Origin of the sequence: Paraburkholderia sp. Tr-20389, assembly GCF_017104565.1 — a bacterium.
In the GTDB taxonomy this organism is placed as follows: Bacteria; Pseudomonadota; Gammaproteobacteria; order Burkholderiales; family Burkholderiaceae; genus Paraburkholderia.
The window spans coordinates 139,530-164,631 of sequence record NZ_JAAGPD010000009.1; the positions used below are offsets into that span (position 1 = coordinate 139,530).

The window sequence follows — 25,102 nt, forward strand, 5'->3', positions numbered from 1 at the left end:
CTAAGGTCGTTAAAGCTCGATTGGCCGAAGTAAAGGGGCAGGGGCGTCAGGCTATGGACGCTTCAGCCGGCTCGGTTCGCTCCGAGGTGCTAAACGGCGAATACTGCAAATACGCCAGCAATCGCACCTCTCTACGCCCGCGGCTGACGGTGTCCAGGATCATCCCCGTCATCAGGCTCAAAGAAGCCAGTATCACCAGGCTCATCGACAGGATGGCCGTCGGCAGGCGCGGCACCAGGCCCGTCTCCACGTAGTGCGCGAACACCGGCTCGATCAGCACCAGTGCGATCAACGTCAGCAGTGCGCTGAAACAGGTGAAAAAGAACATCGGCCGTTCGTGACGGATCAGCTTCATGATCAGCATGAGGATCCGGTAGCCGTCACGATAGGTGTTCAGCTTGCTTTCCGAGCCCTCGGGCCGGCCGCGATACGGACCCTCGACGTGCGAAATCGGCATCGACAGTTCGAGCGCGTGGATGGTCAGCTCGGTCTCGATGTCGAAGCCGGCAGACAACGCGGGAAACGACTTCACGAAGCGTCGAGAGAACACCTTATAGCCCGACAGCATGTCCTTGACCCGGTTGCCGAAGATCTTGCGTACGACGCCCGTCAGCATCTGGTTGCCGAAGCGGTGGCCGCCCCGATAGGCCGCATCCTCGGTTTCCTTGCGGATGTAGTTGACCAGATCGTACGGACCGGACATGGCCGTGCGCAACATGTCGGGCGCGAGGCTGGCTTCGTAGGTGTCGTCGCCGTCGGCCATGATGTAGTAGTCGGCGTCGATGTCACGGAACATCCTGCGCACGACATGGCCTTTGCCCTGTTGCGTTTCTTTCCGCACGATCGCGCCTGCCTGCGCGGCAACGCTTGCCGTGTTGTCGCGCGAGTTGTTGTCGTAGACATAGATCGTCGCGTCGGGGAGGGCTTCCCTGAAGTTGCGGACCACCTTGCCGATGGCGACTTCCTCGTTGTAGCAGGGAATCAGTACTGCGATCTTGCACGGCCTCATTATTGTTTCCTCTATTGCGACTTCTTTTTCGTGGCAGGCATCAGCAACATGCCAAAAGCGATGAGCATGGCAATCCATGCCCAGATCATATGCGGCGGCTCGTAGCCGAAGACGATGCTGCTGTTGCCCGCAGGCAAAGCGATGGTCTGGAACAGGTCTTTGTGTTCAGCAATCGGGGTCGGCGAACCGTTGACCTTCGCCGTCCATCCGGGAAAGAACAATTCGCGCCGCAGCAAGGTGGATGGCGCAGAGCAGTCCACCGAGACGTGTTCGCGATCGTGCGCCGTGATGCGGCACGCCCGACCAGGCTCTTCGAAGTAAGGCTTCGGTTTGCCGAGCTCGTAAATGTTCATGACCTGGTCGGCATAGACCTGTTTGGCCAGCGTCCGCTTGTCGTCGCGTATCGGCAATCTGATCTGCAAGCCGTGACCCGTCTGTACGCCCGCGGGCCCGGTCAGTTGCTGATCGTCGGCCGGTTCGCGTGCAGCTGCCATCCATAGCGCGAGGGGCTTGCTGCCGCCGCTGCGCGCAAAGCGGTAGCGGATGACAGAGTGTGCGTCCACCGGCAGCACGCGGGACAGCGGGATATAGAACGTCGAATTGTCGTTCGATCCCTTCAGGTCCCGCTGTCCGCTGGCACACGCCGAGTCGATGCAGACTTCCGCTGCGAGCATGCCGTCCGACGTGTTGCCGTAGTTGCCGATCGACACGCCGATCTGGTCGATCGTGACGGGTTTGTCCGTCATGCCGGGCGGCAACGCGCCCGACACGGCTTCGCCGGGCATGATGGGAAGCGGCGCTTGCGACGCGGCGTCTGTCTTGCTGGAGAGCGTCGAGACGAACGGGTTGTCGCCGGCCCGTGCGATGACGTATTTAACCCCGATCCATTCGTAGTTCTCCAGATTGCGGACCAGCTCCTGGCTCGACGTCGGCACCGTGGAACCGGCAGTCCGATAGTTGCCGATGAAGGCGATGGGATCCGCGTAGGCATCGAGATTCGCCCGAATCCAGTCTACCCAGCGCCGGTTGATCGGCAAGTAGTTGTGGTTGATCGCGGCGAGGCCGAAGTAGGCGCCATAGTTCGCCTGGATCGGACCGAGCGAATAGATGCGTTGCAGTCCGACGTTTTTCTGCAGGAAGCCGATTGCTTCCATGTCCACGTCGCCCGAGCGTGGGTTGCTCAGCGTCGGCACCGAGAACATCAGCACGCTGTCGACGATGAGCAACGCGGCAATCGCCGTGGCGGCCCGAGCCGGACGGAAGCGCAACAGAATCGCGCCGAACACGCCCACGGAAATCACGCCCCACAGAACGGAAGCCAGCGCCGCGTTCCGCACCGGCACGAAGCCGCGAAGATGGGACCATAGCGACGCCGCATAGACGACGCCCGCGATCAGCAGCAGCGCGGACAGAATCGCGATGTGGCGTCGATGCGTGGCTCGCTCGTGCTGTTGTGAGCGAAGATCGTCGAGTGCCTGTGCTGCGAGGATGATGAAGGCGAGTTCCCACGTAGGTACCGCGTAGCGATAGAACGCGGCCTGCGAGACCCCGGGGATCAGGTTCCACAACGTGCTCACGACGGGAACGCCGAACGATTTACCCAGCACCATGAACAGCCAGCCCAGCAGCAGCCACGTGAGCGGCGTACGTCGCAGCATGGCACCGTACAGTCCGACGACAACCACGATCAAGCTGAGATAGCCGCCTATGCCGCCCCAGATCGCGCCCAGGCGGTCCCAGGCAAACCCGCCGGCAGCAATCGGACCGAACACATAAGGGAACAGCAGACTTGGCAACACGCCTGCCGGATCGAGCGCGGCGTGGGCGAACCCGCCGTCATGGCCGCCGAGCCAGGCATGCGGCAGGAACTCGAAGAAGGCGAGGACTTGCGGCGCGCAAAGCGCCAGTCCGACCACGCCGCCGATCGCGAGGCGCACGATGAACGCGAGCCTGAATCCCGGCGCTTGCCACAGGCGCAACAGCGACCATGCGAGCGCGAGCAGGCCATTGAGATACGCGGTTTCGGGAAAGCCGGCGACGACGCTCATCCACAGAGCAACGGCGAACAGGCGCCAGCCGCGCGGCATCCCGAGCGCCGATTTGGCGAATGCGCGCTCGACGCCCCACAGCATCCACGGCAGGAAAGGCACAGGCAGCGCGGGCGCGTGATCGAACCAGGCGAGCGCACCGTTGAACGCAAAGAGCGCGCCGCCGGTCGCAGCGGCGAAACGGCTCAGTCCCAACTGACGAAGCAGCCCATACGTGCCCCAGCCTGCGATGATTTGCAGCAGGACGTGCTGCAGCAGCATGCCGTTGGGCAACAGCAGCATCAAGGTCGGCGGGAAGAATGCGGCCGGCTGATATTCGGCCGCGAGCGGCAAGCCGACACCCGAGAAATAATTCCACCAGGGCACGGTGCCGTTGAGCCACTCCAACGCCGCGCGATAGCCGAGCGCCTGAGCGGTGAAAGCGTTGTTGGGATCGACGTACGGGAAGCCTTGCGTCAGGCCAGGCTTGTAGTGCTGAGCCACCATGCCGAGATACAGCATCGGGTTCGCATGATAAAGACCTGCGAGTCCGGGCAGCGCCGCGATGACGGGCAGCAGAAAAAGCAAAAGCAACGGAACAGCGTCCGTTCTCCGAATACGCCAGATTGTCGTCGACAAAAGGTAATCCCCGAGTGAATCCGAACGCGCCCGGCCGCGTAGGGCGGGGCGCCGGCATGCCCCTGAATCCGGGTCGCGGCAAGGCATGCCGCTTCTGTAGCGGCCGGATGCCTGATCTCACCGGGCCAGCATCCACATACACAGCACCCGTCAGACTGATGCGTACGCGAGGCGGGTCCCCGCGTGCGCTTCGGCCGTTATTCGTGGATCTGCGAGCGCAGCCATGCGGCCGTCATTTTAATTCCAGCGTCCAAAGCGACCTTGGGTTCCCAGCCGAGCTCTCTTTTAGCCAGCGTGTTATCGAGCACGCTCGCGGGAACGTCGAACGGACGACCCGGACGATACGTCCGCTCGACGGGATGCCCGAGTATCGCTTCGATCTTGCCGATGATTTCGTTCAGGCTCGTGCCATAGCCCGAGCTGATGTTGAACACCGACTCGCTGCCATCGTATTGAACCGCGCGCGCAAAGGCCTCGGCGACGTCGCCGATGTACAGGTAGTCGCGCGTGACCGTGCCGTCGCCCCAGATCTCGAATGGCTGCTTTCTGAGCGCCTTGTCGAGAAAGACGGCGATCGCGCCCTGCGCCGTCTCGACGCGTTGCCGCTCTCCATAAGGATTCGCGACGCGCAGGATGTTCGCCTTGATCCCGTACTGATACTGGTAGAGCAGCAGGTATTTCTCGATCGCCAGTTTCGTGATGCCGTACGACACCTTCGGATTGGTCGGATGCTTCTCGTCGATAGGCAGATAGACGGGGTCGCCATACACGGTTCCGCCCGACGAAATGAACACGATCTTCTTCACGTTCTTCGCGACCATCGCGTTCAGCAACTGCAGCGTCGCGACGAGATTGCTCTGGACGTCGTAGATGGGATCGTCGTTCGAACTCTTCGGCAGCGTGGTCGACACCAGATGGACGACGATGTCGGAGCCGTCGATGGCCTCCGTGACGTCGTGCACGCTGGTGAGATCGCCCGTCATCCAGTGAACCTTCTCGCTGTCGTTGAACTGACGATAAGGGTCGACACGCGGGCGCTCGAACACGCAGATCTCGTGGTTGTCGCGCAGCAGGCGATCGACGATCGTCGAACCGATGAACCCGCCGCCACCGAAGACGGTAATTCTCATGCCATTTCCTTTTTCGCGAGCGGCGCGGCATGGCGCGGCAGCGGTTCGATCCGGGGAGGGCTGGCGAGGGAGAAGTCGGTTCGGTCCAGCGCCAGGTTCGGACTGTAGGCGGGATCGTAGTTCAACGTATGTCCCCAGCGTGCCTGCATGTAATCGACTTCACGAGCGAAGCGCGCCGCCTTTTCCGGATTGTCGTCCGTGCCGCGCGTTGCCGATTCGTGATGATACAACTCCGCGAAAGGCGTCCAGACGTTGCGATAACCGGCATCCCGGACGCGCAGGCAGAAGTCGACGTCGTTGAAAGCGACGGTCAGATCGGCTTCGTTCAAGCCACCCACCTGCTCATAGATCGACTTGCGGATGATCAGGCAGGCGGCCGTGACAGCGGAAAACGAACTGATGACCGCGTTGCGCGAGAAATAGCCGAAGCTGTCGCGTGCGAACAGCCGGTGCGCATGGCCGGCTACGCCCCCGAGTCCCGTGACGACGCCCGCATGCTGGATCGTTCCGTCGGGGTAGAGCAGCTTCGCGCCGACGGCGCCGACGCCCGGCTGGAGGGCCAGCGACACCATCTCTTCGAGCCACGTGTCGGTGATCACCTCGATATCGTTGTTGATCAGGCCGACGAGTTCGCCGTTCGCGCTCGCGACCGCCATGTTGTTGAGCGCGGAGTAGTTGAACGGGCGGTCGTCGCGAATCACGCGGATGTTGTCGGCGGCCTTCAGGCTCTCCAGGTAGTCGAGCGTGGCCTGCTCGTCGGAGCCGTTGTCGACGACGATGATTTCGTACGGCGCGTAAGTCGTCTTGTTCTGGATGCTGTCGATACACTGCTTGAGCAGACCGACGCCGTTGCGCGTCGGAATGATCAGGCTGACGAGCGGCAGACGTTCGGGCAGGCGATAGCGCACGCGATAGCCGAATGACAGGCCTTCGACGCTGGCGTCGACGCCTTGCCGCGCGAAATGCTCGTTCAACGCGCGCTCGCCGGCGATGACGGCATAAGGCTTGGCGTCGCCCGATGCGGCCGTGCTCGAAGGATGCACCCGCCAGTGATACAGCACGCGCGGAATGTGAACGATCGCCTTCGCCCCGATGCGCTCCAGGCAACGCAGCGCGAGGTCATGGTCCTGCGAGCCTTCGAGGCCGGTGCGGAAGCCGCCGATTTCATCGAGCAGAAGCTTCTGATAGACGCCGAAGTGGGAAATCATGTTCTGCGAATAGAACAGGTCGATGTTCATATCGCATTTGAAGTAAGGATCGTGACGCCGGCCCTTCGTATCGATCTTGTCTTCGTCGGAGTAGAGCAGGCGCGCGTCGGGGCGGCGGATGATTTCCTTGGCCACGAAGTAGAGCGCATGCGGCGCGAGCAGGTCGTCGTGATCCAGCAAGCCGACCCAGTCGGACGTCACCAGTTCGAGCGCGCTATTCGATGCCGCCGAAATGTGGCCGTTCTTCTCACGGAACGCGACGCGGATTCGCGAATCTTCCCGCATGTATCGCTCGAGCAGCGGACGGACTTTCGGACTCGTCGATGCGTCATCAGCAATGCAAAGTTCCCAGTGCGGATAAATCTGATTGCGGACGGAGTCGATGGCTTCGGCCAGCCATACGGGATCCGCGTTGTAGGTCGGCATGAGCACCGAGATGCGCGGTGGCGCGGCCATCGCCGCGATCTCCGACTTCATCGCCGCGATTACTTCCGCGTCGAGCGTGTCGTACTTCTCGATCCAGTCGGCGTAGGCCTGGCCGGGGATCGGACGATTCCCGGCGCGCCTTCTCAGCCCGGTCAACCCTTCGCGCCTGAAGACGCCCACGCTTTTCTTCAGCAACGGATAGGCGCCGTCGCGTCGGACGAGGCCAATGAACCGCTGGGCGAAGTTGACATATCTCTTCATGTTGAACTGGGGCAGATGCTGTAGGTGGTCCGGGCTCGAATCGATGGCTGCGCGCTTACTTGTGCCACGTGAGTACGGACGACGCCGCATAGTTGAAGACCGCACCGAGGATCGCACCGGCCAGGCCTGCAAGAATCTGGTTCGGCTCGAACTGGACGAGCCAGCTGGCTGCACCGACGTTCGCAAACGTGCCCAGGCTGCAGACCAGATAGAACGTCGCCATGCCAATCACGAATTTTATGCCCTTCAGCCGGCGATCGCGGTAGGTGAGCTGGTTGTTCAGCACGAAGTTCCAGGCCATCGCGACCAGCGTGGCTGTCAATTGCGCGGACGGGAACGCCATGCTGAACCCATGCAGTGCGGTCTGCAGCACGGCCAGGTGCACCGCGATCCCTGTGGCGCCGACGATCAGGAACATCAGGAAGCGGATCGGCAGGAAACCGCCCGACAACTTGGAAAACAGCAGCCCCAGATATTCGGCCGTCACCAGCGTGTCGAGCTTGGACTCGCCGGCCACGCGCTCGCGGAAGTGATAGGGGATTTCGACCGTCTTGAGATGCGTCGGCGTGGACGCGATGATGTCGAGCAGGATCTTGAAGCCTTCTTCGGACAGCTTTCCGGCGACGGCGTCGACGCGCGCGCGCGGAATCATGAAGAAGCCGCTCATCGGGTCGCTCACGTCGATGCGCAGGAACTTGCGCGCCAGGTTGGTCGCCTGGTTGGAGCCCCATTGGCGGATCGGCGAAAGGCCCTGGCTGGAGGCATCCTCGCCGGCGTAGCGGGTGCCGATCACGAGATCCGCACCGTCCTTGATCGCCTGGTACATTTTCGGCAGGATCGATTCGTCGTGCTGCAGGTCGGCATCCATCACGGCGACCGTCGGCGCAGCGCTCGACAGGATGCCCTCGATACAGGCGCCCGACAGTCCGCGGCGTCCGATACGGTGGATACAGCGAACACGGGAGTCGCCGTGAGCGATCTGCTTGACCGTTTCGAACGTCTTGTCCGGGCTGTTGTCATCGACAAAGATGACTTCCCAGCGGATATCGGTCAGGACGCGATCGAGCTTGCGAACGAGTTCGCCGACATTGGCCTTTTCGTTGTAGGTCGGGACAACGATGGACAGTTCTGGCGCGATCGAATTGCTGGCCGGTGCGATCGACTGTTGCGGATGCGTGGAATGCATGGAGGGCGATCCCTTGAACACTATCTTTAAATTTCGTGAATGGAGCAATCGAAGTGCTGGCGGTCGGCTGTTCGGCGGGTTGTTACTGTTCTCGCTTCAACCTCGGGGCACGGCCGCATTTTCAGGATGCGGGTCACGCATGCCTTCGGCAGACGGCTCCAGTTTTTTAGTAAATGGCGAGTCGTTTTTCTAATGGAATGCGCGAGGCCGCTCCAGGTGGCGATGCGCATGACGACGCGACTGCCCTCGTGCACAGCGGCGCAGTCGCGATTAGCGGAAAACGGGCGCGGCGACCGGGTGACGACCCGCCGGCCCCCGACGATCAACCGATTTCGGCATGAAGCGGCACATCGGCGGTCTCAACCGACCGGTCCCGGTGCTTGAACAAGATCATGCGAGAGCTCATGAGGTTCACGAACATGCCGGCGATGCTGCCCACGGCGACACCGATGATCGGATGTGCCGCCGCAACGGGATACTTCGATACCGTGAAATAGTAGGCCGAATAATTGACGGCGCCGCCCATCAGCATGAGCAGGAAATAAACGGCGAATTCGGATTTCGCGTCGAGCGACGAGCGCTTGTTCTTGAAAGTCCACGCCCGGTTGATGAGCCAGGTCGTGAATGCGGCGCAGACGAACGAGGTCGCCCGGCCGTAGAAGAGGCCGAAATGGCCTTTCGTCAGATAAAGGACACTGGTGTCGACGACAAAGCCGATTGTACCGACGACACCGAATGCAAAAATTTCCCTAATAAAGGCGATCGAAAAGAAGCGGGTCATATGCTGGTTGCCTAAGTGGGATATCGACGGCCCACACCGTTTACGCAAGGAATGCTGTCCTTTCGGTCGCACTGCCAAGTGGCGTATGGTACATGAACGGGCATCCGGCGACGAGCGCGTTGAGGCGAGCGTGCCGGAAGGGCTTGACCTTTACTTCCTTTCGTGTCTGCCGTAGCGGTCGTCGAAGCGGACGATGTCGTCTTCGCCGAGATAAGCGCCGGATTGGACTTCGATCAATTCCAGCGGGATCTTGCCCGGATTTTCCAGCGCGTGGACGTTCCCCACGGGGATATAGACCGACTCGTTCTCGGTCAGCAGCGTTTCGTGCTCGCCGTTCTGGACACGAGCGGTGCCCGACACGACCACCCAGTGCTCTGCCCTATGATGGTGCATTTGCACGGAAAGCTTGGCGCCGGGGTTCACCGTGATGCGCTTCACCTGATAGCGCGCGCCTTTGTCGATCGAATCGTAGCTTCCCCACGGACGGTAGACCAGACGGTGCTGAACGGCCTCCGAGCGCTGCTCGGCCTTCAGCTTCTCGACGATTTTCTTGACGTGCTGGACATCCTTTTTGTTCGCAATCAGAACGGCGTCGTCGGTGTCGACGACGATCAGGTTGTCGAGGCCGACAGCCGCGACCAGACGGCCGCCCGACGACTGCAGGAAGCAGTTTTCGTTGCCGAAGCCGATCACGTCGCCCTTGGTCACGTTGCCTTCACCGTCCTTCTCGGCGACGTCCCACAGCGCGGACCACGAGCCGACGTCGCTCCAGCCCGCATCGAGCGAGACGATCATCGCCTTGTCGGTCTTCTCCATGACGGCGTAGTCGACGGAATCTTCCGGCGACTGGGCGAACGCTTCCTTGTCGAGCCGCACGAAGTCCAGGTCGTCCTTGGCGGCGTCGAGCGAAGCACGGCAGGCCGCCAGCATCTCCGGCGCGAATTTCTCGAGTTCTTTCAGATACACCGACGCGCGGAACAGGAACATGCCGCTGTTCCAGAAGTATTCGCCGGATGCCAGGTAAGCGCGCGCGGTATCCAGATCGGGTTTTTCGACGAACGTCGCGAGCCGCATCACCTGGCCTTGCTCGCCGGGTGCCGCGCGCAGATAGCCGTAGCCCGTTTCCGGCGCGACGGGTTTGATGCCGAAGGTCGCCATCGCGCCGGTTTCGGCAACCTGCGCGGCCGCTGCGACGGCTTGATGGAACACCTCGACGTCGCGGATCACGTGGTCGGCGGCGAGAACCAGCAGCAGCGGGTCGGAGCCGTCGCGCAATGCCTGCAGCGCCGAGACGGCGATGGCAGGCGCGGTATTGCGGCTAACCGGTTCCAGAATGATGGTGGCGTCGAGCGAATGGCGCTGACGCAGCTGTTCGGCGACGATGAACCGATGGTCGTCGTGACAAACGACCAGCGGGCTGCACAGGCCCTCGATACCTTCCAGCCGGTTCAGCGTTTCCTGCAGCATGGTGCGTTCGCCCGTCAGCGGCAGAAACTGCTTCGGGAAAAGCGCTCGGGAAAGGGGCCACAACCGCGTTCCGGAGCCGCCAGCGAGGATGACGGGCACGATGGGTAGGTTCGCCATGAGGAAGCCTTCAAGCAATAAAATTCTGGATCACGCTCGATAAAGCGTGGAAAACGCCGGCCCGGCGTCGTTCTCGCCGGTTCGGCGAGGGTGCAAAGTGCACGCGACTTTACTTCGTCGTCGTTTATTGAGCAAGTGAAAGCGCTTTACAGAAAGAATGCCGAAATATGGCGCGCGCCCGATTTGTCCTGTTTTGTTATTTACTGTTTCTTTACGGTAACAAAGCGAAAATCGAGTTGCCGAATCCTCGCATTTTCCGCAAACTTGCGACTCCGATTTGCCCCTACCAAAAATACAGTGTCGCCCACCAGACACGCTGCTTTAACCACATGAACACTACGCGTGAGTCGGGCAACGAGATCGAGGGTCTCTCCGTGTCTTTGGTCGTGTACCGGACGGACCCGGCGCAGCTCGCACAGACACTGAAAAGTCTCGCTGCCGCATACGATGCGCTGAAAGAGGCGCGTCCGGCATTCAAACTGCATGTCAGTCTCGTCGATAACGGCGGGTCGCCCGATACGACGGCCTCCGTCGGTGCGCTGCGCGCGCGCGGCGCGACCTGCTCGATCATTGCCGGGCACGGCAACGTAGGTTATGGCCGCGGCCACAATCTGGCCATCGAGGGCGCGGCGTATCGCTACCACCTCGTGCTGAACCCGGACATCGATCTCGACCGGAACGCGCTGGTGCGCGCGGTCGATTTCTTCGAAAGCCATCCGGACGTCGGTTTGCTGACGCCGCGCATCGGCGAGGAAGACGGCAGCATCCAGTATCTGTGCCGCCGCTACCCGACGCTGCTCGACCTGTTCGTACGCGGTTTCCTGCCCGCACGCGTCCGCCGGTTCTTCACGCGGCGTCTTGCGCGCTACGAAATGCGCGATGTCATCAACGACCGCGACATCGTGTGGGATCCGCCCATCGTCAGCGGCTGTTTCATGCTGTATCGAACCAATGTGCTGAAGCAGCTCGCCGGCTTCGACCCGCGCTATTTCCTCTATTTCGAGGACTACGACCTGAGCCTGCGCACGCACGAAGTCGCCCGGATCGCCTATCTGCCCGCGATGCGCGTGCTGCATCATGGCGGCGGCGCGGCTCGCAAAGGCTCCGCGCACATCCGGATGTTCGTCGCGTCGGCGTTCCGGTTCTTCAACCGTTTCGGCTGGAAGTGGCTATGAGTCATGTGGTCGTGAGCGGGGCGAACGGGTTCGTCGGACGCGCGCTGTGTCGCGCGCTGCTCGACGCGGGTCATCGCGTGACGGGACTCGTGCGGCGTTCGGGCACATGCGTGGACGGCGTGGTGGAATGGGTCGACGCGAGCACGGACTACAACGGCATCGCGCAGTCCTGGCCCGCCGGCCTGACAGCCGACTGCATCGTGCATCTGGCCGCTCGCGTGCACGTGATGCACGACACCGCGGCTGACCCCGATGCCGCGTTCCGCGCGACCAATGTCGACGGCACGCTGCGGCTCGCGGCGGCGGCGCAGCAGCGTGGCGTGCCGCGTTTCGTGTTCGTCAGCAGCATCAAGGCCGTCGCCGAGAGCGACCACGGCAAGCCCTTGCGTGAAGACGATACGCCGCGCATCGACGACGCGTATGGCCGCTCGAAGCGTGCCGCCGAAGAAGACCTCATCCGTCTCGGCGACGCGACGGGGTTGGAGATCGTCATCGCCCGCCCGCCGCTCGTCTACGGGCCGCAAGTGCGCGCTAACTTCCTGCGTCTGATGGACGCCGTCTGGCGCGGCGTGCCGCTGCCGCTCGGCGGCGCCGACGCACGGCGCAGCATGGTCTACGTCGGCAATCTGGCGGATGCGCTGATGCGCTGTGCAACCGATCCGCGCGCGGCAGGCCAGCGCTTTCACGTCGCGGACAGCACCGCACCGACTGTCGCGGAACTGGTGCGCGCGCTGGCGCGGCATCTCGGCAAGCCGGCGCGGCTGCTGCCCGTGCCGGCCGGCTGGCTGCGGGCGGCGGGGCGATTGACGGGCCGCTCAGCGCAGGTCGATCGTCTGATCGGCGGTCTGCAGGTCGATACGTCGCACATTCGCGACGTGCTTGGCTGGCAACCCCCGTTCTCGACCGACGAAGGTCTGTCGGCAACCGCCGACTGGTATCGTTCGACTCACTGAACCGTTCATGCAGATGCAAGATTCACTGATGTCTCCGTGGACTTTTCCCCTCGTTGCCGGCGTGGCCGTCTGCGCGTGCGCGGCGATCCTGTATCTGCTGCTGAAGACAGGCCTCGCGTGGCGTCTCGCGACCGACATCCCCAACGACCGCTCGCTGCACGTGCGCCCGACGCCGCGCGTCGGCGGCTGGGGCATCGTGCCTGTCGCCGTCGTCGCGATGCTGCTGGTTGCGCCGTCCCTGTGGTTCGTCGCGCTGGCGACGGCGTTTCTCGCCGCCGTGTCGCAGGTCGACGACCGGCGCGGTTTGCCCGCGCGCGTGCGTTTCGCCGCGCATCTGATCGCCGTCGTCGCCACTGTCGCGCTGTTTCCGGCTGCGGCGTCGTGGTGGGTGCTCGTGGCGCTGGCATTTCTGATGATCTGGCTGGTCAATCTCTACAATTTCATGGACGGCGCGGACGGTCTCGCGGGCGGCATGGCGCTGTTCGGCTTCGCGGGTTACGCGGCGGCGGCGCTGCTCTCCGACCATCCGATGCCCGAGCTCGCCCTCGCATCGCTGGCGGTAGCGGCGGCAGCGCTCGGTTTCCTGTTCTTCAATTTCCACCCGGCACGGATCTTTCTCGGCGACGCGGGCTCGATTTCGCTCGGTTACCTGGCGGGCGCGCTCGGTTACTGGGGCTGGCGCGGCGGCGCGTGGCCCGTGTGGTTCCCGGCACTCGTGTTCGCGCCGTTCATCGGCGATGCGTCAGTGACGCTCGCGCGGCGCCTCGCGCGCGGTGAAAAGTTTTGGCAAGCGCACCGTGAGCACTACTATCAACGCATGGTCCGCTCGGGCGTCGGTCATGCCGGCACCGCGTGGACGTGGTATGCGGTGATGGTCATCGGCATAGCACTTGCTTTATTCGCACTCGGCCGGTCTGCGGCCACTCAGTGGGGCATCGTAGTGGGATGGGCCGGCGTGCTGGTCGTCGTCGGAAGCATCGTCGATCTGCGCTGGCGCCGGTTCCAGGCCACACTGTCCAAACATTCCGAGGTATGACGCTGATGCTCAGAACCAAAGCCAGCTGGCTATCCTTCAGCGCTTTCCTGTTCGACCTGGCCGCCGTCGCCGGCACGTGGCTCGTCGCCTACGTGATCCGCTTCAACGGGGCCGTGCCCGTCGATTTCCGCGACGGCGCGCTGCACGCGCTCATCTGGGTGCTGCCCGTCTACGGCATGATGTTCCGCATCTTCGGCCTGTACCGCGGCATGTGGGTGTTCGCGAGCCTGCCCGACCTGATGCGTATTTCGAAGGCGGTCGCGACGGGCGCGTTGCTGTCGATGATTCTCGCCGTGATGATCCAGCCCGTCCCGATCATTCCGCGTTCCGTGCTGCTCGTCTCGCCGCTGCTGCTGTTTCTCGGCATGGGCGGCTCGCGCGCGTTGTACCGCGCGGCGAAAGAGTTCTATCTATACGGCGGCCTCGTCGCGCAGGGCAAGCCTGTCGTCGTGATCGGCGCGGGCACGGCGGGCGCGATGCTGGCGCGCGAACTGTCGCGTTCGAGCGAATGGCGCCTGATCGGCCTGCTGGATGACGACGTGTCGAAGCAGGGCCGCGAGATCTACGGCTACAAGGTGCTGGGTCCGATCAGCAAGCTGCCGGAAATCGCCGAGGCGATGAAGACCGAGTACGCGATCATCGCGATTCCGTCTGCACCCGTCGAGCAGCAGCGCCGCGCGGCCACGCTGTGCGTGCGCGCGGGCGTGCGCGCGATGGTGCTGCCCGCGTTGGCGGATATGACGGAAGGGCAGGCGTCGATGTCGCGCGTGCGTCATATCGACCTCGAAGATCTGCTCGGACGCGAGCCCGTGCATATCGACACGCCGCACGTCGAAGCGTTGCTGCACGCGCGCGTGGTGATGGTGACGGGCGCGGGCGGCTCGATCGGCTCGGAACTGTGCCGCCAGATCCTGCGCTTCAAGCCCGCGCAACTGATCGCCTTCGATATCTCCGAGTACGCGATGTACCGGCTCGTCGAAGAGTTGCACGAGCGCTTCCCCGGGCTGTCGATCGTCCCGGTGATCGGCGACGCGAAGGATTCGCTGCTGCTCGATCATGTGATGGCGCGCTTCACGCCGCACATCGTCTACCACGCGGCCGCCTACAAGCACGTGCCGCTGATGGAAGAGCAGAACGCGTGGCAGGCGCTGCGCAACAACGTGCTCGGCACCTATCGCGTGGCGCGCGCGGCGATTCGCCATGACGTGAAGCGCTTCGTTCTGATTTCGACCGACAAGGCCGTCAATCCGACCAACGTGATGGGCGCGAGCAAGCGACTCGCGGAAATGGCCTGTCAGGCGCTGCAGCAGACCAGCGAGCGCACGCAGTTCGAGACGGTGCGCTTCGGCAACGTGCTCGGCAGCGCGGGCAGCGTGATTCCCAAGTTCCAGCAGCAGATCGCGAAGGGCGGCCCCGTCACGGTCACGCACCCGGAAATCACGCGCTTCTTCATGACGATTCCCGAGGCGTCGCAACTCGTGCTGCAGGCATCGAGCATGGGTCACGGCGGCGAAATCTTCATTCTCGACATGGGCGAGCCGATGAAGATCGTCGATCTCGCGCGCGACCTGATCCGTCTGTACGGCTTTACCGAAGAGCAGATCCGCATCGAGTTCACAGGTTTGCGCCCCGGCGAGAAGCTGTACGAAGAACTGCTCGCCGACGAGGAAACCACGACGCGCACGCCGCATTCGAAACTGCGCATCGCGCAGGCGCGCGGCGTGCCCGACAATCTGCTCGACGAACTGTTGCCGTGGCTGATGCAGCATCGCGTGCTGACGGACGACGAAGTGCGCCGCGATCTGCGTCGCTGGGTCGCCGAATATCAGCCGACGCTGCTCGCGCCGCCGCTGCGCAGCGTGCCGTCGCCGGCGGGCAAGCGGGCATTGATGTAACGAAAAGGGCGCCGAGGCGCCTTTTTTCATGTCTGTCGCGGGTGGCCGTCGTTCGGGTCGCCAGGTAAGCCGCGGCTTGCGCCGGCCCCGGAAGCCATCAGAAGCCGGAACGGCAGGGATCCGGCACGCCGCCGTTCGAGTGGCCCACCCTTGACATCGCAACCGTCGCGACGGCCGTTCCCAGGAGCTTCAACGCAATGTCCACGGCGTCGGGGTCGTCGACCTGCTTGTCGAGCCGGCGTTTCGAGTAGGCCGTGCATTCAGGCGCGGTATGGGACGTATCGACGTGGGTCGCGCTCCATTTGACGTTGTCGATTACCACGGTGTTGGCGAACGCGAGCGGGGCAACGGAAAGCGCACATAGCGCAAAAAGCGCGACGCCGATCTGACTGATGCTCATCGAACGCTCCCGGGTTCAGAAAGAGCACCGCCTCGTCAGAATATGGCGCGGTGCGCTATCTCATGGTAGAGAGTCGTTGCGCGCCTGCCATTGGGGATTCCATCAGGAATGCCGTCTTTTGCGGACCACCAGCCAGCGCGGCACCTTGAACCGCACGATGCTCACGTACAGCCACACATACGTCGCGGCGAACACGATCACGAAGCAGAACAGATGCAGCGTGTGCCGCCAGAACAGCGTCGCGGGAACCACGGCGATCAGGCAGAGCAGCCAGAGATACGGCGACGTCAGCGAATTGCGCCGCGTCAGCTCGCGCGCGGTGCGTGCGCCGACCGCCCAGCGCATCAGGCGCTTGTAGACGAGCATGTGCAGATGCACGCCGTCGGGAATGCCGGGCGAGATGCCGCGGATGAACTTCTTCCGGTAGATCGAGAAGCAGGTTTCGAAGATCGGGTACATGAACAGCAGCACGGGATACCACGCCGACACGTCGCGGTTGCGCATCACGAGCATGATCGACAGTTCGCCGAGCATGAAGCCGATGAAGTAGGCGCCGCCGTCGCCGAGAAAGATCAGGCCCGCCGGGAAATTCCAGATGAAGAAGCCCATCACCGCGCCCATCATGATCAGCGACGCCGACAGCACGATCGGGTCGTGCACCTGGAACGCGACATAGGCCAGCGACGCGAACATCATGAACGCGACCATCGACGCCAGCCCGTTGAAGCCGTCGATGATATTGATCGCGTTGGCAAGCGCCGCGACGGCCAGAACGGTCACCGCGCAGGAGATCGCGGCATAGGAGAGCAGAAAGTCGAGCGGCGGCACGCTGATGCGCGTGACGGCGATGCCGAGCACGAAGTAGGCGAGCGCGGCGGCGACCATCGTGCAGATGAGCCGTGCGAGCGGCGACACCTTCTTGGTCAGGTCTTCGATCAGACCCGAAGCGAACGCGGGAAGGCCGCACGCGACGACGCCGAGTATTCCCGCCGACACGCCCGGATAAGGGCGATACAGCTGGATCGCCGACACCACCAGTCCAATCAGAATGCCCGTTCCGCCGATTCGCGGCACGGGCCGCGCGTGGAATTTCTGCACGCCGGCCAGATCGGTGTCCGCAAACGTTTCATGCAGATGCGCGTACCGCACGATCACGAGCGTGACCAGTAGTGAAACGATGAAGCCGAGCGCGAAACTGAGCATGAAAGTCGGGGCTGGAAAGCAAACGGTGGATTATACAAATGAAACGCAGCGCGCCCGGACGGGTTGACCGGAGCGCTATTTTCAGCAAACGTCGCGCGCCGTCCCACATGCTGCGTCATGGATTCTCCCTATTCGGAGTCCGCCACGCGATGCCGATAGCCATCGATGGGGCTGCCATCCCGGCCAGCCGACTGCACGTCACGGACACTCATGCTCAATAACATCACAATCCGGCAGGGACTGACGCTCGTCATCGGCATCTTCGCGGCATTTCTTCTGATCGTGATCGGCGTCGGCTGGGGCGCGCTGAAAGTCACCAATGACGGCTTGCAGGATGTGCAGCAGTCGTCGGCGGCGATGAGCGCGCTCACGTCGAGTTCTGAGAAGCTCTTGCAGGTGCGGCTGTCGCTCGGCAGCTACGAGACGCTCTTCAGCGTCGGCAAGGATACGGACGGACTGCTCGCCGCCGCACACAAGGTGCTCGACTCGTCGAACGAGGATTTCCGCAGCTACATGGCTTCGCCGTTCGGCAGCGATGAAGAGCGCAAGCTCGCGCAGACCGTCGCCGACGCGCGCACGGCGCTCGTCAATCAGGCGATCGAGCCGGAGCACAAGGCGCTCGTCGACAACGACTTCAACACCTTCCGCACGATTCAGGGCGAAACGGCCGACCGCTTCTACGGCGTCTACGCGAAGGCGATCGCCGCGCTCCAGCATGCGCAGGCCGACAATCGCCGGCATGAGGCCGAGCAGTTGAGCCGGCGCTTCGTGATTTCGACGGGCCTGTTCATCGCGATCGGCGTAGCCGCGTTGGTGGTCGGCGCGATGGCGCGCGCGGGTTTGTCGTCGGCGGTGGTGAAGCCGGTGAACCAGACGATCCGCCATTTCCGCAGCATGGCCGACGGCGATCTGACAACGGCCGTCAAGGTGCGCTCGCGCAACGAAATGGGCCAGCTGCTGCAGGCGCTGTCGCAGATGCGCGACGGGCTGGTCGACACGGTGTCGAAAGTGCGTGGCAGCACGCATTCGATTACGCTCGGCGCGAACGAGATCGCCGCCGGCAATGCAGACCTGTCGAGCCGGACCGAGCAGCAGGCGGCCGCGTTGCAGGAAACGGCGGCGAGCATGGAAGAGCTGTCGGCGACCGTCAAGCAGAACACCGACAACGCGAAGCTCGCGAGCCGTCTCGCGCAGGGCGCGCTGGAAACGGTGGTGCGCGGCAGCGACGTGGTGACGCGCGTCACGGAAACGATGGACGGCATCACGACATCGTCGCGCAAGGTCGGCGAGATCATCGGCATCATCGAGGGCATTGCGTTTCAGACCAACATCCTTGCGCTGAACGCGGCCGTCGAAGCGGCGCGCGCGGGCGAGCAGGGGCGCGGCTTCGCCGTGGTCGCGTCGGAAGTGCGCGCGCTGGCGCAGCGCTCGGGTGCGGCGGCAAAGGAGATTCGCGAGCTGATCGGCGATTCGACGGCACAGGTCGCGCAGGGCGCGTCGCTCGTTGCTGATGCTCGCAAGACGATGGAAGAGGCGATGAACTCCGTCCAACGTGTGACGGGCATCATGAACGAGATCGAGGGCGCCGCTCACGAGCAGAGCGACGGCATCGAGCAGATCAACAAGGCGATCGGGCAGATCGATGAAGTGACGCAGCAGAACGCGGCGCTCGTCGAGCAGGCCGCAGCGGCAGCAAAGACGCTCGAAGCGCAGGCTGTTGTGCTGCGCGAGGCGGTTGCCGTATTCAGGCTCGAAGCCGCGCATGGCGCAGCCTGAGACCCGACTGCGCGTGCGCTTTTGCCGGTGGCCTGAGCCCGGCGAAGCCGCCCGATTTCACCTCGATGATGTCGAGCGGCGTCTTGCCGGGATTTTCCCGCCGGCGTAACTGAGCAAAACCCGTTACTCGAAGCCGCGCGGATTCTGCGCCTGCCAGCGCCAGTGGTCCGCACACATGCGCTCGATGCCGTATTGCGCTTGCCAGCCGATCACGTCGAGCGCCTTCGCGGGGTTCGCGAAGCACTGCGCGACGTCGCCCGGGCGGCGCGCGACGATCTCGTACGGCACCGGCTTGCCGGACGCCTTCTCGAACGCCTTCACGACGTCGAGCACGCTATAGCCCTGGCCCGTGCCGAGATTGACGACGAAGCTCGCGTCGCGCTTGACGAGGGCATCGAGCGCCGCGATGTGTCCGCGCGCCAGATCGACGACGTGAATGTAATCGCGCACGCCTGTGCCGTCCGGCGTGTCGTAATCGCCGCCGAACACGCGCAGCCTTTCGAGCTTGCCGACGGCGACCTGCGCGACATACGGCATCAGGTTGTTCGGCACGCCGCCCGGGTCTTCGCCGATCAGGCCGCTTTCGTGCGCGCCGACCGGGTTGAAATACCGCAGCGTCGCGATGCGCCACGACGGATCGGAGAGTTCGAGGTCGCGCAGGATCTGCTCGGCGATCAGCTTGCTCTGGCCGTACGGATTGGTCGCCGAGAGCGGGAACGATTCGTCGATGGGCGAGCTCTTCGGCACGCCGTAGACGGTCGCCGACGAGCTGAATACAAACTGCTTCACATTGCGCGCGCGCATCACGTCGAGCAGCACGAGCAGGCCGTCCATGTTGTTCCGGTAGTACTCGAGCGGCTTCGCGACCGATTCGCCCACCGCCTTCAGCGCGGCAAAGTGAATCGCGCCCGTGATGGGATGCGTGTCGAAGATCGTGTTGAGCACGGCCTCGTCGCGCACGTCGGCTTCGTAGAACGCGACTTTCTTGCCCGTGATCTTCTCGACGCGCACGATCGATTCGCGCTTGCTGTTCACGAGATTGTCGATCACGACCACGTCGTAATCGCTGTTGAGCAGTTCCACGCACGTGTGCGAACCGATAAAGCCTGCACCGCCCGTTACCAGAATCGTGCCCTTCGTGGTCATGCTGAGCTCCCTTATTAGAGTGATATGCCCGTCAACTGCTGGATCAGGCTCTTGTACCGTTCGACGACACCGCGTTCGTCGAATTCACGCGTGACTTTCGCCCGGCCGCGCTCGGCCATCGCGCGACGTTCGTCGTCGTGCATGTCGAGCATTCGCGCGAGCGCCGCTGCGAGGCTATCTACACTACGCGCTTCGCATAACAGGCCGTTGACACCGTCCGCGACGACTTCGCGGCAGCCCGGCACGTTGGTCGCGACAATGGGCCGTCCCATCGCCGATGCTTCCATCAGCGTACGCGGCACGCCTTCGCGGTACGAAGGCAGCACGACGCAATCGGCGGCGGCGATCAGCGGGCGCACGTCATGCGCTTCGCCCAGATAGTCGATTACGCCTTCGCGCACCCATGCATCGACTTCGGCCTGCGAAATCGCGCTCGGATTGTCGACGCCGACAGGGCCGAGCAACTGAAAGCGCGCATCAGGATAGGTTGCGCGCAGTCGTCTTGCTGCTTCGACATATTCGCCCACGCCTTTATCCCACAACAGGCGGCCGATTAATACAAAAGAAAATGCCCGCTGATTATTTTCATCGGCATTTTTACGATCAGGCAAAGGCGTGAAAGAAAACTGTTCGAGATCCACGCCTTCGCCATGCAGAAGCCGAGCGCGCTCGGGATGCGCCAGCAGCTTCTGGTCGCGAAAAGCGGCTTCGTCGTCCTGATTCAGAAACCATATTTCGCGCGGAAAACGGAATGCAAAACGATACAAAAGTTTGGCAATCTGCGCGGCGCGGCTCTTCTGGATAAAAACATAGCCGAGGCCCGTCGTAACGGCAACGGAATCGACGCCCGCCAGCTTCGCCGCGATCGTGCCGTAGATGTTCGGCTTGATCGTGTAGTGAAACACGATATGCGGACGGATCGACCGATACAGCTTGTATAGCGCGCCCATCGTGCGCAGATCGTCGCGCGGATTCGTGCCTTTCGACGCGACGTGCAGTTCGATGCAGTTGCAGCCCATCTGTTCGAGCAGCGCAGTCGTGCGGTCGCGCGGCGCGATCACCGTCACCGCGACGCCGCGCGCGACGAGTGTCCGTATCAGCCCTTGCCGGTACTGGTAGATCGCGAACGCGGTGTTGCAGACGAGCGCGATGCGCAGCGCGCCGGCGGATTCGATGGATGGCTTCATGCTTGCGATGCGTTGTAGTGTGTGCGCATGTCAGGTGGGCGCGTAGAGCCGCTTTTTCATGCGTTGAAGCGTCTTGTAAGGCGTCACGAAGTGCAGCAGGTTCTTCGCGAGACCCAGCCAATCGCACACGTTCAGCACATTGAAATACCGCATCTGCAAACGCAGCGTCGATGCGATCTGGCGGCGGCGTTTCGTCGCGCTGATGCCGCCTTCGTTCAATTCGTAATACAGGCCGAGTTCGGGCAGGTTCGCGCAGTCGTAGCGCTGCATCAGGCGCAGGAACAGATCGAGGTCTTCGGCCGCCTTGTAGGCTTCGCGATAGTTGCCGACGGCCAGCACGGCGTCGACCCGCAGCATCATCGACGGATGCACGAAACACGCGCGCAGAAAGCGCACGCGGCGGATCGTGCGCGGCTCGGCGGGCGGCGTCAGCATGAACAACGGCGCACCATCGCGCGACACCACTTGCGTCCACATGCCGAGACCCGCGACCTGCGGATGTGCTTCGAGATACGCGCGCTGCTTCGCGAGACGCCCCCGCACGGCCAGATCGCCGGCATCGATGCGCGCGGCGTAGCGGAAGCCGCGTGCCGCGAGCGCTTCGATGCCCGCCTGCAACGCGCGTTCGATCCCGCCGTTCTGCGGCATGCGCAGCACGTCGATCGACATGTTCGGCAGCGTCGGCGCGACGATGGGCGGCGTGCTGCCATCGTCGACGATCAGCACGTGAATGCGCGCGTCTTCGCTGAATGAGGCCAGCGTGCGGTCGACGTCGACCTGGCCGTTGTACGCGGGCATCAGCACCGCGACATCGTCGAGTGAGCCGGTTAGGGGCTGCGTGAGTGAAGGAGACGTCATGGACGCAGCTTGTAACGGATGTAATAAATATTGACCGACGCCGCAGCCAGATAGCCGCACGCGAGTCCGATCAGCGCGCCATACGCGCCGAAGCGGGGGATCGCCAGCAGGTTGACGACGCACGCGACAGCGAGCGCGAGCAGCCATTTCGACAGCAACACGAACTTCGCCTGATACTTGAGGACGACCAGGTTACCGATCGCCTCGATGCCCGCGGGAACGGACAACCATACGGCCCAGCGGAAAATATCGACGGCCTCTTCGAAGTTCGGCCCGAACACGCGGCGAATGATGAAACCCGCCAGCAGGTCCAGCACGAACGCACCCGCGATCATCAACACGGCCGTCATCGCCGTGAGCCGCCACATGTTGCGGCGCAGTTGTACGGCGTCCTGAATCCGGTAGACGAAAGCCGGCGCAAGCGTTTGCGCCAGCATCAGCGCCAGCGTGATCCAGTTTTCGTTCAGCTGTTGCGCGGCCGAATAGCGGCCGAGATCGGCGAATGAAATTGCGCGCTCCAGCATCAGCCGGTCGAGCTTGAGGAACAGGTACATGCAGATCAGGCCGAGCCAGAACACCGTGCCCGCCGTCGCGAAGTGGCGGAAGAGCGCGCGGTCGATGTGCCAGCCGAGCTTGCCGCCGTGGCGCTGCATGTAATAGATGACCAGCACTGCGCCAATCACGGCCGATTCGAGCGCCCACAGCCAGCCGAAGCGAGACGGCGCGGCGGCGGCGCGCACCAGCAGCCAGACGAGGAGCGCCTTGGCGATGGCCGTCGTCATGCTGGTGAGCAACTGCGGCTTGCTGTAGGTCATGCTTTGCAGCCACGCGTTGATCACGCCGACGAACGGCTCGCGGAACAGCATCGTCACGGCGAGGCCGGCGAGCATCGCGCCGACGACGGGATCCGTGAGGCCGGCGGCAATCCCGATCCATGTCAGCACCAGCGCCACGGCCGACACCGAGAGGCGCAGCGCGAATGCGCTGCCGAGCACGGTGCCCACCTCGCCGGGCGGACGATGGACGATGGTCGGCACGAGAATCTCGGCACCGCAGACCCATGTAATCGGCGACAGCACGAGCAAAAGCGTGTTGGCGTACTGCCATTTGCCGAACACGTCGGGGCCGAAATAACGCGCCAGCACGCCGCTGATCGCGATCGCCACGCCGATCTGGGTCAGGCGCTCGAGCCCAAGCCAGACAAGGTTTGCGACAGCGCGCGTGACGTCGGGATTCGCGAAACGCTTAAGCGCCGGCATCCGCATGATGTCCGGACGCACGCTGCGGGCACGGGAGGTGCATGTAGTCTTGATATTGGCGTGCCCAGCCGATCTTGCGATGCGGCAACTTTGTGAGCGCGAGGCGTCTAAGCATTAGAATGGCGCCAGTAAGGCGTCGCTGAAAAGCGCAATTATAAGTTGTATCCGGATCGCTTCCGGCAAGGCACAGTGCCATGACCACGCTGTGTCAACCCCATTTCCCATTGCACGTAAGTGAGCCAATCCATGATCTCGCAATCCATATTCAAGGCATATGACATCCGCGGAGTGATCGGCAAGACGCTCGACGCCGAGACCGCGCGTTCGATCGGCCGCGCATTCGGCAGCGAAGTGCGCGCACAGGGCGGCGATGCTGTCGTCGTTGCACGCGACGGACGTCTCTCCGGTCCCGAATTGATCCAGGCGCTGTCCGACGGCCTGCGCTCGGCGGGTGTCGACGTGGTCAACGTCGGCATGGTGCCGACGCCCGTCGGCTACTTTGCGGCCAGCGTGCCGCTCAAGCTCGACGGCGGCGAACGCCGGGTCGACTCGTGCATCGTCGTCACGGGCAGCCACAATCCGCCGGACTACAACGGCTTCAAGATGGTGCTGCGCGGCGCGGCCATCTACGGCGAGCAGATTCAAGGCCTGTACAAGCGCATCACCGAAAACCGCTTCGAAAGCGGCAGCGGCACGTATCAGGACTACGACATTGCCGATGCGTACCTCGAGCGCATCACGAGCGACATCAAGCTCGCGCGTCCGCTGAAGCTGGTGGTCGACACGGGCAACGGCGTCGCGGGCGGCCTTGCGCCGCGTCTGTTCAAGGCGCTCGGCTGCGAGCTGGTCGAGCTGTTCACGGAGATCGACGGCAACTTCCCGAATCACCATCCGGACCCGGCGCATCCTGAGAATCTGCAGGACGTGATTCGCGCGCTGAAGGAAACGGACGCGGAGATCGGCTTTGCGTTCGACGGCGACGGCGATCGTCTGGGCGTGGTCACGAAGGACGGCCAGATCATTTATCCCGACCGTCAGCTGATGTTGTTCGCCGAAGAAGTGCTGTCGCGCAACCAGGGTGCGCAGATCATTTACGACGTGAAGTGCACGCGCAATCTTGCGACGTGGGTGAAGGAGAAGGGCGGCGAGCCGCTGATGTGGAAGACGGGCCACTCGCTGGTGAAGGCGAAGCTGCGTGAAACGGGCGCGCCGCTGGCGGGCGAAATGAGCGGCCACGTGTTCTTCAAGGACCGCTGGTATGGATTCGACGATGGTCTTTACACGGGTGCGCGTTTGCTCGAAATTCTTGCGCGTGTGCAGGATCCGAGCGCGCTGCTCAACAGCCTGCCGAATTCGCACTCGACGCCGGAATTGCAGCTGAAGCTGCAGGAAGGCGAGAACTTCGAGTTGATCGCGCGTTTGCAGAAGAGCGCGACGTTTCCTGACGCCGATCAGGTTGTGACGATTGACGGCTTGCGCGTCGAGTATCCCGATGGGTTTGGGTTGGCGCGTTCGTCGAATACGACGCCTGTCGTTGTCATGAGGTTTGAGGCCGACAATGATGCGGCCTTGAAGAGGATTCAGGAAGACTTCCGGCGTGTCATCCTCGCTGAGAAGGCTGACGCCAAGTTGCCGTTCTGATTTTGGCTTTTTTGGTTTTGTCTGCGACGTCTTTGGGTTCTTGCCTGGAGGCGTCGTTGTTTTTTTAGTTGCTGTTGCTGTTGCTGTGTTGTTGTTGTTGTTGTTGTTGGCATCCGCGATTTGCCTTCGTAGTTCATGCGTTGCCCCTGTGCGGGGCTGCACTCACTTTCTTTGCCGCCGCAAAGAAAGTAAGCAAAGAAAGCGGGCTCACACCGCCAGTGCTAGTCGTTGCCTGCGGGCCCCCAACGGGTCCCGCACTCCACGCGGCAACTCATCGTTTTGCGCCCGTTGCCAGCGCCTCGAACAGGCGCATCACCCACTC

Annotated in this window: 19 protein-coding genes; 6 read left to right on the forward strand and 13 right to left on the reverse strand. The window is 63.0% G+C overall.

All coding sequences use genetic code 11. The features are described 5' to 3' along the window. Positions 1–46: 46 nt before the first annotated feature. From G3N95_RS13310 to G3N95_RS13340, 7 genes are all read right to left on the reverse strand, one after another. Positions 47–1,009, reverse strand: a complete 963-nt coding sequence (locus tag G3N95_RS13310; protein ID WP_205970454.1) for a glycosyltransferase family 2 protein — start codon at positions 1,007–1,009, stop codon at positions 47–49. Positions 1,010–1,020: 11 nt separating this feature from the next. Further along, entirely contained in the window at positions 1,021–3,630 is a 2,610-nt protein-coding gene (locus G3N95_RS13315; protein ID WP_205970455.1) for a hypothetical protein, read from the reverse strand. 242 nt (positions 3,631–3,872) lie between these two features. After that, the gene (locus tag G3N95_RS13320) at positions 3,873–4,805 is read right to left on the reverse strand and encodes an NAD-dependent epimerase/dehydratase family protein (RefSeq protein ID WP_205970456.1); all 933 of its coding nucleotides are present in this window, start codon (positions 4,803–4,805) and stop codon (positions 3,873–3,875) included. Next, positions 4,802–6,700 carry a glycosyltransferase family 2 protein gene (locus G3N95_RS13325; protein ID WP_205970457.1) on the reverse strand — a complete coding sequence of 633 codons (1,899 nt, stop codon included), beginning with the start codon at positions 6,698–6,700 and terminating at the stop codon, positions 4,802–4,804. Before G3N95_RS13325 ends, G3N95_RS13320 begins: the two co-directional genes overlap by 4 nt. Before the next feature lie 55 nt (positions 6,701–6,755). Further along, the gene (locus G3N95_RS13330) at positions 6,756–7,886 is read right to left on the reverse strand and encodes a glycosyltransferase family 2 protein (RefSeq protein WP_205970458.1); all 1,131 of its coding nucleotides are present in this window, start codon (positions 7,884–7,886) and stop codon (positions 6,756–6,758) included. Positions 7,887–8,208: 322 nt separating this feature from the next. Beyond that, positions 8,209–8,667 carry a GtrA family protein gene (locus G3N95_RS13335; RefSeq protein ID WP_205970459.1) on the reverse strand — a complete coding sequence of 153 codons (459 nt, stop codon included), beginning with the start codon at positions 8,665–8,667 and terminating at the stop codon, positions 8,209–8,211. Between the two features lie 150 nt (positions 8,668–8,817). Then, positions 8,818–10,251 carry a mannose-1-phosphate guanylyltransferase/mannose-6-phosphate isomerase gene (locus tag G3N95_RS13340; RefSeq protein WP_205970460.1) on the reverse strand — a complete coding sequence of 478 codons (1,434 nt, stop codon included), beginning with the start codon at positions 10,249–10,251 and terminating at the stop codon, positions 8,818–8,820. 329 nt (positions 10,252–10,580) lie between these two features. Between G3N95_RS13340 and G3N95_RS13345 the strand changes: the two genes are divergently transcribed. From G3N95_RS13345 to G3N95_RS13360, 4 genes are read left to right on the forward strand one after another with little or no spacing between them, the layout of a single operon-like run. Beyond that, positions 10,581–11,426, forward strand: a complete 846-nt coding sequence (locus tag G3N95_RS13345) for a glycosyltransferase family 2 protein (RefSeq protein WP_205970461.1) — start codon at positions 10,581–10,583, stop codon at positions 11,424–11,426. Further along, entirely contained in the window at positions 11,423–12,379 is a 957-nt protein-coding gene (locus G3N95_RS13350; protein ID WP_205970462.1) for an SDR family oxidoreductase, read from the forward strand. The genes G3N95_RS13345 and G3N95_RS13350 overlap by 4 nt, the downstream gene beginning before the upstream one ends. A 7-nt stretch (positions 12,380–12,386) precedes the next feature. Continuing rightward, on the forward strand, positions 12,387–13,415 hold the full coding sequence (locus G3N95_RS13355) for a glycosyltransferase family 4 protein (RefSeq protein ID WP_205970463.1): 1,029 nt from the start codon (positions 12,387–12,389) through the stop codon (positions 13,413–13,415). 5 nt (positions 13,416–13,420) lie between these two features. Next, positions 13,421–15,310 carry a nucleoside-diphosphate sugar epimerase/dehydratase gene (locus tag G3N95_RS13360; RefSeq protein WP_205970464.1) on the forward strand — a complete coding sequence of 630 codons (1,890 nt, stop codon included), beginning with the start codon at positions 13,421–13,423 and terminating at the stop codon, positions 15,308–15,310. 97 nt (positions 15,311–15,407) lie between these two features. On the opposite strand, the gene G3N95_RS13365 is transcribed toward G3N95_RS13360, so the two are convergent. Next, positions 15,408–15,710, reverse strand: a complete 303-nt coding sequence (locus G3N95_RS13365) for a hypothetical protein (protein WP_205970466.1) — start codon at positions 15,708–15,710, stop codon at positions 15,408–15,410. A gap of 102 nt (positions 15,711–15,812) precedes the next feature. After that, a complete protein-coding gene (locus G3N95_RS13370; protein WP_205970467.1) occupies positions 15,813–16,913 on the reverse strand; it encodes a glycosyltransferase in 1,101 nt (366 codons plus the stop codon). A gap of 210 nt (positions 16,914–17,123) precedes the next feature. Between G3N95_RS13370 and G3N95_RS13375 the strand changes: the two genes are divergently transcribed. Further along, positions 17,124–18,689 carry a methyl-accepting chemotaxis protein gene (locus G3N95_RS13375; RefSeq protein WP_205970468.1) on the forward strand — a complete coding sequence of 522 codons (1,566 nt, stop codon included), beginning with the start codon at positions 17,124–17,126 and terminating at the stop codon, positions 18,687–18,689. Between the two features lie 123 nt (positions 18,690–18,812). On the opposite strand, the gene galE is transcribed toward G3N95_RS13375, so the two are convergent. The 4 genes from galE to G3N95_RS13395 are packed head-to-tail and all read right to left on the reverse strand — an operon-like array spanning position 18,813 to position 23,139. After that, positions 18,813–19,835, reverse strand: a complete 1,023-nt coding sequence (gene galE, locus G3N95_RS13380; protein WP_205970469.1) for a UDP-glucose 4-epimerase GalE — start codon at positions 19,833–19,835, stop codon at positions 18,813–18,815. Positions 19,836–19,849: 14 nt separating this feature from the next. Further along, positions 19,850–21,022: a glycosyltransferase family 4 protein gene (locus tag G3N95_RS13385; RefSeq protein WP_205970470.1), complete on the reverse strand. Its 1,173-nt coding sequence runs from the start codon at positions 21,020–21,022 to the stop codon at positions 19,850–19,852. Between the two features lie 30 nt (positions 21,023–21,052). Next, positions 21,053–21,880, reverse strand: coding sequence for a glycosyltransferase (locus tag G3N95_RS13390; RefSeq protein ID WP_205970471.1), 828 nt, complete (start codon positions 21,878–21,880; stop codon positions 21,053–21,055). Further along, positions 21,877–23,139, reverse strand: a complete 1,263-nt coding sequence (locus G3N95_RS13395) for an oligosaccharide flippase family protein (protein WP_205970473.1) — start codon at positions 23,137–23,139, stop codon at positions 21,877–21,879. Before G3N95_RS13395 ends, G3N95_RS13390 begins: the two co-directional genes overlap by 4 nt. A 246-nt stretch (positions 23,140–23,385) precedes the next feature. On the opposite strand from G3N95_RS13395, the gene G3N95_RS13400 reads away from it, so the two are divergent. Further along, entirely contained in the window at positions 23,386–24,780 is a 1,395-nt protein-coding gene (locus G3N95_RS13400) for a phosphomannomutase/phosphoglucomutase (RefSeq protein ID WP_205970475.1), read from the forward strand. Positions 24,781–25,102: the final 322 nt, after the last annotated feature.